Raw genomic sequence first — 10,566 nt, forward strand, 5'->3', positions numbered from 1 at the left:
GCTCCACCTCGCCCGCCGCCCCACCGCTGATCACGCACGCCCACGTCCCGCTACTGAAAGTAATCAACCGTGAGGAAATGGTCATGACATTGACGGAAGAATCACCGGCCAGGGCGGTGCGCCCGCCCACGGGCTTCTTCGCCCGCGTCGCGGGGTTCGCTCATCGGCGGCGCTGGCTCGTCCTGGTGCTCTGGGTCGCGGTCCTCGCCGGGGTCTGGGGCGCCGCGACGGTGGCCGGCGACGACTACCGCAACGACTACTCGCTCCCCGGCACCGAGTCCCAGGAGGCCGCCGACCTGCTGACCGCGCACGGTCTCGGCCGTGCGGGCGACACGATGCAGATCGTCCTGCGCGGCGACGCCGGGCTGAACGCCCCCGCCACCAGGCGGCAGGTCGAGGCCATGCTCGCCGAGGTCTCCGCGCTTCCGAAGGTCGCCCAGGTGCGCAGCCCGTACGCGGACCCGTCCGCCCTCGCCCCCGGCGGCAAGATCGGCTACGCCACGGCGGTGCTGGACGTCCCGTCCAAGCAGATGACCAAGCCCGACAGCGAGCTGATCTACGAGACGGCGGCGAAGGCGGAACGCGGCGGCCTCCAGGTCGAGCTGGGCGGCGAGGCGGCGCGGCTGCTCGCCCAGGGGGAGGGCGGCACGGCCGAGGGCATCGGGCTGCTCGCCGCGATGGTCATCCTGGTCCTGATGTTCGGCACGTTCATCGCCGCCGGGCTCCCGATCATCACCGCGGTGTTCGCCGTCGGGTCGACGCTCGGCACGATCATCCTGGCGTCGCACCTGTTCACCATCGCCGACTGGACGCCGTACGTGATGATCCTCGTCGGGCTCGGCGTCGGGATCGACTACGCGCTGCTCGTCTTCGCCCGGTACCGGGGCGAGCTGGTCAAGGGCACGCCGCCGGGGCAGGCGGCCGTCGCCGCGCTGGACGTCGCGGGCCGGACGGTGTTCTTCGCGGGCTGCACGGTGATCCTCGCGCTGCTCGGCCTGGTCGCGCTCGGCCTTGGATCGCTGCAGGGCATGGCCCTGTCGGTCGCGCTGACGGTGCTGGTGACGATGCTCGCGTCCCTCACCCTCCTGCCCGCGCTGCTCGGCGTGTTCGGGAAGCGGTTCGCGCGCCAGTTCACCGAGCGGGCCGCGCGGCGGGCCGCCAAGGGCAAGGCGGACGAGGGCGCGCTGTGGCGGCGCGTCGGCGGGCTGGTGCAGCGCCGCCCGCTGGTGGCGCTGCTCGTCGGCGGCGTGCTGCTCGGGGCGCTGGCCGTCCCGGCGCTGGGCATGCGGTTCGGGTTCGCGGACGCCGGCAACGACCCGCAGGGCACGACCAGCCGCGAAGCCTACGACCTGCTGTCGCAGGGGTTCGGCCCCGGATTCAACGGGCCGCTGCTCCTGGTCGTGCAGGGCGGCGAGGGAGGCCCGGCCCAGGCGGGCGCGGCGGTCTCGCAGGCGCTCCAGAACGTCGAGGGCGTCAAGGCGGCGGGCGCCCCGGTCGCCGCGCCGGACGGGCGGATCGCCACCATGCTCGTCTTCCCCACCTCCTCCCCCCAGGCGGAGGAGACCACCGAGCTCGTCTCGGCGCTCCGCGGCGACGTCCTGCCCGGAGTGGCGGAGCGAACCGGCGCGAACGTGCTCGTGGGCGGGGCGACCGCCGCGGCCGAGGACTACTCGGCGAAGGTCGCGGACCGCATGCCGCTGTTCATGGCGATCGTCGTCGGGCTGTCGGTCGTCCTGCTGATGGCGGTGTTCCGCTCCGTGCTGATCCCGCTGAAGGCGGCGCTGCTGAACCTGCTGAGCATCGGCGCGGCGCTCGGCGCGATGACGCTGGTGTTCCAGGACGGGCGGTTCGGCGCCGAGGCCGCGCCGATCGAGGCGTACCTGCCGGTGATGGTGTTCGCGATCGTGTTCGGGCTGTCCATGGACTACGAGATCTTCCTGGTGTCCCGGATGCGCGAGGAATGGCTCCGGACCGGGGACGCGGCGCACGCCGTCCGCGAGGGGCTGGCCCACACCGGGTCCGTGATCACCGCGGCCGGCGCGATCATGGTCGTCGTCTTCGGCGCGTTCATGCTCAGCCCCGAACGGCTCCTCCAGCAGACCGGCTTCGGCATGGCCGTGGCCGTCTTCGTGGACGCCGTGATCATCCGCTGCCTGATCGTCCCGGCGGTGATGCGGCTGCTCGGGCGGCACGCCTGGTGGTTCCCGCGCCCGCTGGCCCGCGTGCTGCCCGAAGTCGGGGTCGAGAAGGCCTGAACCGGTCGCACGAGCCCGCCACCCCGGTCGCCGTCACCGGGTGGCGGGCTCCTCCTCGCTCCGCTTCTTCTCGCGCCGCTTGCGCAGCGTCCCGGGACGCGCCTTCTCCTCCGGGTGGTGATGCACCCGGACGAGGCTCGCGCCCGTCGTGAACAGCAGGATCGCCAGGATCACGCCCAGCGACAGCGGCGTCGGGATCTCCGGGACGGATTTGCTGACGTCCTCGTGCAGGAAGTGCAGGATCAGCTTCACGCCGATGAACCCCAGGATCGTCGACAGCCCGATCGTCAGGTAGACGAGCCGTTCCAGCAGCCCCTCGATGAGGAAGTACAGGGCGCGCAGGCCGAGGAGGGCGAACGCGTTGGCGGTGAAGACGATGAACGGCTCCTTCGTCACGCCGAACACGGCGGGGATGGAGTCGAGCGCGAACAGGACGTCCGTGCTGCCGATCGCGACGAACACCAGCAGCAGCGGCGTCGCCACGCGCCGGCCGTCCTCGTGCGCGATCATCCGGCCGCCGTGGAAGTCGGTGCTCACCGGGAAGAGCTTGCGGGCGCGGCGGACGAAGAAGGTGTCCTCGACGTCGGGCTCCTCGTTGCGGTGCCGGACGAGCTGGACCGCCGTCCAGATCAGGATCAGCCCGAACAGCAGGAACGTGAACGAGAACAGGTTGATCGCCGCGGCGCCGATCGCGATGAGGATCGCCCGCAGGATGAGCGCCGCCGCGATGCCGAACAGCAGCGTCTTCTGCTGGAACTCCGCGGGCACGGCGAACCGCGCCATGATGATCACGAAGACGAAGAGGTTGTCGACCGACAGGCTCTTCTCCACCACCCAGCCGGAGAAGTACTCGGTGCCCGCCGTCGTCCCGGCGAGGGCCCACACGGCGAGCCCGAAGATGATCGCGACGGCGATGTAGAACACCGACCAGAACGTCGCCTCCCGGAGCCCGACCGCGTGCGGGCGCCGGACGGCGACGAGGAGATCGAACACGAACAGCGCGATGACCAGGGCGATCGTCGCGCCCCAGGCCCATGCGGGTATGTCGACCATCCGGCGGCTCCACTCGGTCGGGGCGTCGGCCGTCCCCGTCTCTCCGTCCCGTGATCTATAACCGTTCTGCGCCGCTTATACCTTCGCACGCCTTGGAGTAATCGCCCGCCCCGATCGTCCTGGCACTCATGCGGATCTGAGTATCCGCGCCGATGTGCCCGCACCCTGCGAGTGGGCAGGTTGGGGGTATGAACACGTCGCGATGGCTTCCCGCCGCGCTGCTGGCCAAGGCGGCCCTGGCCGCCCTTCTCGCCCTCGCCGTCGCCTTCCCTGAGTGGGACCGGTTCGCGGACAAGGCGATGGGCGCCCGCGCGGTCGCCTACCCCGCCGCCGTCATGGTCGTCGCCCTGATCTGGGCGCTACGCGGACGCTGGCCTGGGCGCGGACGCTGGCGTGGGCGTGGGCGTGGGCGTGGGCGCGGGCGCGGTCGCGGTCGCGAGGCCGAGCGCGGCGGCGCCAAGGCGTACCCGTGGGACATCGACCTCCTCGTGACCGCGCCGTTCCTCATCGACGTCGCGGGCAACGCCGCCGACCTCTACGACACCGTGAGCTGGTTCGACGACGCCTGCCACTTCGGGAACTGGGCCCTGCTGTGCGCCGCCGCCGGGCTGGCCCTGCGCCGGTGGGGCGGCCTCGGCGGCTGGACGCTGGCGATGGGCTGCGCCGGGCTCGGTGCCGCCGCGGCCATCGTCTGGGAGTTCATCGAGTACCGGCTCTTCATCCTCGACACCCCCGAGGCGGTCACCGCCTACAGCGACACCGTCGTCGACCTCATGCTCGGCCTCAGCGGCGGGGTCGTGGCGGGCCTGGCGCTGGCGGCGGCCTCCACCCGCCGGAGCGGCCGGTCAGTACACGAGCGCCTGGACGTCGTCCCTGGTGATCTCCTCGACGAACGTCGGCGCACCGGCGATGCGGACGCCGGGCAGGACGTCGTCCGGGCCGATGTCGCGGCGGGCCGCGCACTGCGTGCACAGGGTGACGCGCCCGGCGGTGAGGACCACGGTGAGCAGATCGTCCAGGGGGGTGGCGTGCGGCAGTGAGAACTCCGCCGCCCGCCCCGGCAGCGCGAACCACGCGGACTCGCCGGTCAGCCACAGCGAGATCGGCACCCCGCTCGCGGCGGCCGCCGCGGCCACGGTGAACGCCTGGTTGCAGCGTTCCGGGGCGTCCGCGCCCGCCGTCAACTTGATCACCAGCGGTCTCGCCATGGTTGAACTCTAGCCCGGCGGGGACGCGTAGCATCCTGCGGTATGGGTGGGATGCTGAACGCGGGGGTCCTCGTCGTCTTCCTGGGGCTCGTGGTGGTCTCCGCCGTCCTGCTGGTGATCCGCCTCGCCCGCCTCAAGTGAGCGCGGGCCGCCTCAAGTGATCGTCGGACGCCATCAGGTGATCGGACGCCGCTACGCTCGGTGCCCATGGATCCTGAGCTGCATCCGGACCTCGAACCGCTGAAGTTCCTCCTCGGCACCTGGGAGGGCGCCGGCGTCGGCGGCTATCCCACGATCGAGTCGTTCAACTTCGGGCAGGAGCTGTCCTTCACCCACATCGGGAAGCCCTTTCTGGCCTACGCGAGCCGGACCTGGCTGATCGAGGAGGACGGCACGCTCGGGCGCCCGCTGGCCACCGAGACGGGCTACTGGCGGCCGCGTCCCGACAACCAGGTCGAGGTGACGCTGGCCCACCCGACCGGCATCGTCGAGATCTACGTCGGCACCGTCGCGTTCAGCCGGGTGGAGCTGCGCACGGACGTCGTCGCGCGCACCGAGTCGGCCAAGGAGGTGACGGGCGGCCACCGGCTGTACGGCATGATCGGCGAGGACCTCGGCTGGGCCTACGACATGGCGGCGATGGGCCAGAAGCTCCAGTCGCACCTGTCCGCACAGCTCAAGAGGGTCGGCTGAGCGGTCCAGGGGCCGGACATGAACGATCCCCGGACCTTCCCGCGTGGGCGGGGCGATGGACAGGACGGGTCCATCGGTCCGGGGACCGGGTAACTGCCTGGGATTCGCCGGTCACCGTCGCGACCGGTTGCCACCGCCGGGGGCGGCGGCGCCGAGGCGGAACGGCGACTAACGGACAGTCACCTCGCGAGTCCTACAAGCAACCATTGTTTAGGACCACCTCCTTTCGCGCGTACTCCGCACGCTATGTGAGCCCCCCGCGATCGGGCAAGCGGGTTTTCCCAGGGCTGAAGGACCGGCTTTCCGCCGCCGGGACGGGACGCGCCGGACGGGATCTAGACTCGGAGCATGGTCGAGTCGTGGCAGGAGGAGCTGCGGGCGAAGGGGTACCGGGTCACCCCCCAGCGCCAGCTGGTCCTTGAGGCAGTCACCAACCTGGAGCACGCGACCCCCGAGGAGATCTGCACCGAGGTGCAGCGCACCGCCCGCGGCGTGAACATCTCCACCGTGTACCGGACGCTGGAGCTGCTCGAAGAGCTCGGGCTGGTCAAGCACGCGCATCTCGGGCACGGCCCGCCGAACTACCACCTGGCGGCCGAGGCCGAGCACATCCATCTGGTGTGCCGGGGCTGCCACACCGTCCAGGACGTCGACCCGAGCGCCGCGTCCGGGCTCGCCGACGGCCTCCTCCGCGATTTCGGCTTCGAGACGGACGTGCACCACCTCACGGTCTACGGGCGGTGCAAGGAGTGCCGCGCGACATAACCTGGGTGGCATGGAGAGTCCGCTGCTGCAGTCGCCCGGAGCCGTCCCCGCCGATGCGCCCGACCAGGAGGTCGCCGCGCACTACGGCGAACCCGCACAGGAGCAACGCGCCCTGGCGGACGGGACGGCGTTCGTCGACCGGAGCAACCGGGGGGTCGTCCGCGTCTCCGGGCCCGACCGGCTGAGCTGGCTGCACAGCCTGCTGAGCCAGCACCTGGACGGGCTGAAGCCGTTCGACCCGACCGAGGCGCTGCTGCTCGGCCCCAACGGCCACATCGAGCACCACCTCCACCTGATCGACGACGGTGAGGCCGTCTGGGCGCACGTCGAGCCCGGCGCGGCGCCCTCGCTGGTGGAGTTCCTCGACCGGATGCGGTTCATGCTCCGCGTCGAGGTCGCCGACGTTTCCGGCGAATACGCCGTGATCACCGTCCCGGGGCCTGCCGGGCAGGGCGAACCGGCCTGGCCGGACGTCGCCGGAACCGTCACCCGGATCGTCCCGCGAGCAGAGCCGTTCCCTGCGGAGCTGCGTCCGGCGGGGCTCTGGGCGTACGAGGCGCTCCGGATCGCCGAGCACCGCCCCCGCCTCGGCCTCGACACCGACCACCGGACGATCCCGCACGAGGCGGGCTACGTCGAGACGGCCGTCCATCTGAACAAGGGCTGCTACCGGGGGCAGGAGACGGTCGCGCGCGTCCACAACCTGGGGCGCCCGCCGCGCCGCCTGGTCTTCCTGCACCTGGACGGGAGCGTCGACCGCCTCCCCGCCCACGGCGCCCCCGTGGAACTCCCGGACGGCGGCCGGACGGTCGGTTTCGTCGGCTCGTCGGCCCGCCACCACGAGCTGGGCCCGATCGCGCTGGCGCTGGTCAAGCGGAACGTCCCGGTCGACGCCGAACTCCTGGCGGACGGTGTCGCGGCGGCGCAGGAGGTCATCGTGTCGCCGGAAACGGGCGCGAACGCGCAGATCGACCTCCGGCGGCGGCCCGCCGAACGCGGATAAAATCGGCCGAGTTAGACGATTTCTGACCGGCCGTGCCCCGGGGAAGGCGGATTCCTGCCGTATGGTCCCGAACCTGGGGAATGAGGAGTCTCCGGAGCCTCCACCGGCCAGGAAAGGTGCCCGGCGCCTCCCGCGCAGGGAGTCCGCGCTGGTGTGGTGGGCCCTGTTCGCCGCGTTCGCCGGTGCCGCCCTGTGGCTCCAGTCATGGCGCCTCGCACTGTTCGGGCTCTTGACGTGGTGCCTGTACCAGTTCACCTTGGTCCCGACCCTGTGCCGGGTGTTGAAACGGGAGGGCTACCCCTGCGCGGAACGCGTCCGCGGACGCCTGTTCGCCTGCGCCCCGAACCACCAACAGCTGAAGAACGACGCCGTCTGGCGCCTGGTGGGTCTCCGCGACCCTTTCCAGAAGGGCGACCCAGACCCGGACCCCGAGACCGGCGGCGTCGTCCACTCCCCATACGTACGCGGACGCCTCACCCAGGCCGACCGAGCCCTCATCCTCCTGGCCGCCGTAGGCACGCTGGTCACCCTGGTAAGCATGATCTACGGCTTCCGCTGAGGCTGCCCCCGCGCCGCCTGGCCCGCGCCTGACCCGCGTCCGGCCCGCGTCCGGCCCGCTCAGACGTCCACGATCAGCGTGATGGGCCCGTCATTGACGAGGGCGACCTTCATGTCCGCCCCGAACTCGCCGGTCTCGACCTTGGCGCCCAGGGCCCTCAACTCGTGGACGACCGCGTCCACCAGCGGCTCGGCGACCGGCCCGGGGGCGGCGGCCGTCCACGTCGGGCGGCGCCCCTTCCGCGCGTCCCCGTAAAGTGTGAACTGGCTCACAACGAGCAGCGGCGCGTTCACGTCCGAGCACGACTTCTCGTCCTGCAGAATCCGCAGCCCCCACAGTTTCGCCGCCAGCCTGCGGGCCTTCCCGACGTCGTCATCGTGCGTCACGCCCACGAGAACCAACAGCCCGGGCCCCTCGATCGCGCCGACGACCCGTCCGTCCACCGACACGCTGGCCTGACTCACCCGCTGGACTACAGCACGCATGACCCTGCATTCTGCCGCCATGGGAGCAAAGACGCTCATCACGGTGGCGCCGACGGGGGCCGAGTCCGCGAAGGCGGACGTTCCGGCCCTGCCCGTCACCCTGGATGAACTGGTCCAGACGGCCAAGGAGTGCGAGGCGGCCGGCGCGGCCGTGATCCACGTGCACATCCGCGACGACGACGCCCGGCCCACCCTCGACCTGTCCCGCCTCCGGGACACGGTGAAGGCGCTGCGCGAGAGCACGGGACTGATCGTCCAGCTGTCCACGGGCGGCGCGGTCACCGACCCCTACGAGGACCGCCTCCGCGTCCTGGACGCAGAGCCCGACATGTGCTCGCTCACCTGCGGCACGGTCAACTTCGGCGACGACGTGTTCATGAACCCGTGGCCGTTCATGGTGGAGCTCTACCAGCGCACCCAGGCCCTGGAGATCGTCCCGGAATTCGAGCTGTTCGACCTGGGCCACATAGCCGCCCTGCACCGCCTCCTCTCCAAGTACGGGCCCCCGTACGGCGGACACGTCCACTGTGACCTGGTGATGGGCGTCCCAGGCGGAATGCCGGGCGACACCCGCACACTCGTCGCTGCCGTTGAGGCCCTCCCGCCCGGAGCAACCTGGTCGGCCACCGGCATCGGCCGAACGTCCCTCCCCGTCCTCCTGGCGGCACTCTCGGCAGGCGGGCATCTCCGCGTGGGCATGGAGGACACGGTCACGTTCGCCAAGGGCGAGCCGGTCACGGCGAACGTCCAGCTGGTGGAGCGCGCAGCCCAAGCCGCCTACCTGGCCCAACGCCCACCCATGCCCGCCGCAGAAGCGCGCACCCTCCTGGCCACCAAACCCCGCTGATCAGGGGTTCTCTCCGGACGTGCCGTCGAGGTAGGCGAGCACCGCCCGCACGCGCCGGTGACCGGAGTCGTCCGGTGCCAGGCCGAGCTTGGCGAAGATGTTGCCGATGTGCTTGTGGACGGCGTTGTCGGAGATCCGCATCCGCTCGGCGATGGTGGCGTTGTCGTGGCCCTGCGCCATGAGGGCGAGCGACTCCCGCTCCCGGGGCGTGAGGGTGTCCAGCGGGGTGCCGGTACGGCGCGCGATGAGCTGGGCGACCACGTCCGGGTCCATGGCGGTGCCGCCGGACGCGACGCGGCGCAGCGCGTCCACGAACTCGGCGACCCGGCCGATGCGGTCCTTGAGCAGGTAGCCGATGCCGCCGCGGCCGTCCGACAGCAGCTCACCGGCGTATTCGCGCTCGACGTACTGCGACAGCACCAGGATCGGCAGCGCGCCGTGCTCGCGACGGGCCCGCAGCGCCGCGTGGATGCCCTCGTCGCGGAACGACGGCGGCAGCCGCACGTCGACGATGGCGATGTCGGGACGGTGCTCGGCGACGGCGTCGAGGAACGCCTCCCCGTCGGCGGTGACCGCCGCGACCTCGAAGCCCTTGGACGCCAGCAGCAGCTCCAGGCCGCTGGACAGCAGGACGTTGTCCTCGGCGATCACGACCCGCACGGGCCCGCCCCCCTTGACGATCATTGTGCGCACGGTATCCGGACGGCGAGCGTGGTGGGCCCGCCCGGCGGGCTGTCGAGGCGGACGGCGCCGTCCAGCGCGGCGACCCGGCGGCGCATCCCGGTGATCCCGGAGCCGCCCGCCTCGTCCGCGCCGCCCCGCCCGTCGTCGGTGACCTCGATGGACAGCACGTCACCGGCGCGCTCGACCCGGAGGTCCGCGCGGGTGGCGGCGGCGTGCTTGGACACGTTCGTCAGCGCCTCGGCGATCACGTAGTAGGCCACCGCCTCCACGGCCGCCGGGAGCGTCCCGAGGTCGCCGAGCCCGATGCGGACCGGCACGCTCGACCGCGCGGCCAGCGCCGTCAGCGCCCCGTCGAGCCCGCGGTCGGCGAGGATCGGCGGGTAGATCGTCTGGAGCACCGCGCGGAGCTCGGCCATGGCCTCCTCCGCCGTGTCGTGCGCCTGGTCGATCAGCGTCGCCACCATGTCGGGGTCGTCGGCGACTGACTCCCGGGCGATGCCGAGCTGCATGGCGATGGACACCAGGCGCGCCTGCGTCCCGTCGTGCAGGTCGCGCTCGATCCGCCGGAGCTCCATGCCATGGGCGTCGACCACGCCGACGCGGCTCTTGGTCAGCACGTCGACCCGCTCGGTGAGCCGCTCGCGGGCCGACCGCGCGAGCACCGCCAGGCTGAGCCGCGCGTGGAGCCGCGCCAGCACCGGGAGCCCCCACCAGGCCGCCGCGCCCAGCGCGACGATCTGCACCGAGCCCAGAACCAGCGCGGTCGCCCAATTGCCCACATGCACGTCAATGAACAATCTCGGACGCTCGTCCGCGGAAAATGCCCACCAGAATGGCAGCGCCACCGCGGCGACCACGATGTTGCCGAGGCACACCAGGGCGGCCAGTCCGAACGAGAGCCCGACCCCTATGTGCGCGAACGTCCAGGCGAGAATCCGCCGCCGCGACGGCCGCCCGTCGGCCGGAACGTCGAGCAGCCTGCCCGCCCGCCGCCGATGCCAGCCCGCCCAGCCC

At 71.8% G+C, this 10,566-nt stretch carries 11 protein-coding genes; 6 read left to right on the forward strand and 5 right to left on the reverse strand.

What is annotated here, in order from left to right; all coding sequences use genetic code 11:
* The first annotated feature begins 83 nt into the window (after positions 1 to 83).
* The gene (locus E1264_RS33590; RefSeq protein WP_132180009.1) at positions 84 to 2,255 is read left to right on the forward strand and encodes an MMPL family transporter; all 2,172 of its coding nucleotides are present in this window, start codon (positions 84 to 86) and stop codon (positions 2,253 to 2,255) included.
* A 33-nt stretch (positions 2,256 to 2,288) separates the two neighbouring features.
* Here the strand turns inward: E1264_RS33590 and E1264_RS33595 are convergent, their stop codons facing one another.
* Positions 2,289 to 3,308, reverse strand: coding sequence for a TerC family protein (locus E1264_RS33595; protein WP_132180011.1), 1,020 nt, complete (start codon positions 3,306 to 3,308; stop codon positions 2,289 to 2,291).
* A gap of 845 nt (positions 3,309 to 4,153) precedes the next feature.
* Positions 4,154 to 4,516, reverse strand: coding sequence for a DsrE family protein (locus E1264_RS33600; RefSeq protein ID WP_132180013.1), 363 nt, complete (start codon positions 4,514 to 4,516; stop codon positions 4,154 to 4,156).
* 207 nt (positions 4,517 to 4,723) lie between these two features.
* On the opposite strand from E1264_RS33600, the gene E1264_RS33605 reads away from it, so the two are divergent.
* The 4 genes from E1264_RS33605 (at position 4,724) to E1264_RS33620 (ending at position 7,536) form a co-directional block, all read left to right on the forward strand.
* Positions 4,724 to 5,209 (forward strand): FABP family protein, encoded by a 486-nt coding sequence (locus tag E1264_RS33605; protein ID WP_132180015.1) that lies wholly within the window; start codon positions 4,724 to 4,726, stop codon positions 5,207 to 5,209.
* A 348-nt stretch (positions 5,210 to 5,557) separates the two neighbouring features.
* Positions 5,558 to 5,974 carry a transcriptional repressor gene (locus tag E1264_RS33610; RefSeq protein WP_132180017.1) on the forward strand — a complete coding sequence of 139 codons (417 nt, stop codon included), beginning with the start codon at positions 5,558 to 5,560 and terminating at the stop codon, positions 5,972 to 5,974.
* Positions 5,975 to 5,984: 10 nt separating this feature from the next.
* Positions 5,985 to 6,977 (forward strand): glycine cleavage T C-terminal barrel domain-containing protein, encoded by a 993-nt coding sequence (locus E1264_RS33615; RefSeq protein ID WP_132180018.1) that lies wholly within the window; start codon positions 5,985 to 5,987, stop codon positions 6,975 to 6,977.
* A gap of 151 nt (positions 6,978 to 7,128) precedes the next feature.
* On the forward strand, positions 7,129 to 7,536 hold the full coding sequence (locus E1264_RS33620) for a hypothetical protein (RefSeq protein WP_243711322.1): 408 nt from the start codon (positions 7,129 to 7,131) through the stop codon (positions 7,534 to 7,536).
* Between the two features lie 59 nt (positions 7,537 to 7,595).
* On the opposite strand, the gene dtd is transcribed toward E1264_RS33620, so the two are convergent.
* Positions 7,596 to 8,021, reverse strand: a complete 426-nt coding sequence (gene dtd / locus E1264_RS33625) for a D-aminoacyl-tRNA deacylase (protein WP_132180022.1) — start codon at positions 8,019 to 8,021, stop codon at positions 7,596 to 7,598.
* On the opposite strand from dtd, the gene E1264_RS33630 reads away from it, so the two are divergent.
* A complete protein-coding gene (locus E1264_RS33630) occupies positions 8,020 to 8,868 on the forward strand; it encodes a 3-keto-5-aminohexanoate cleavage protein (protein ID WP_243711323.1) in 849 nt (282 codons plus the stop codon). The genes dtd and E1264_RS33630 overlap by 2 nt on opposite strands.
* On the opposite strand, the gene E1264_RS33635 is transcribed toward E1264_RS33630, so the two are convergent.
* Both E1264_RS33635 and E1264_RS33640 read right to left on the reverse strand, forming a co-directional pair.
* Positions 8,869 to 9,528 carry a response regulator transcription factor gene (locus tag E1264_RS33635; protein WP_132180028.1) on the reverse strand — a complete coding sequence of 220 codons (660 nt, stop codon included), beginning with the start codon at positions 9,526 to 9,528 and terminating at the stop codon, positions 8,869 to 8,871. It lies immediately after the preceding gene.
* A gap of 20 nt (positions 9,529 to 9,548) precedes the next feature.
* Positions 9,549 to 10,566 (reverse strand): sensor histidine kinase (locus tag E1264_RS33640; RefSeq protein WP_132180024.1); only part of this gene is annotated, 1,018 nt, incomplete at its 5' end.

It is taken from the genome of Actinomadura sp. KC216, assembly GCF_004348535.1.
Classification (GTDB): Bacteria; Actinomycetota; Actinomycetes; order Streptosporangiales; family Streptosporangiaceae; genus Spirillospora.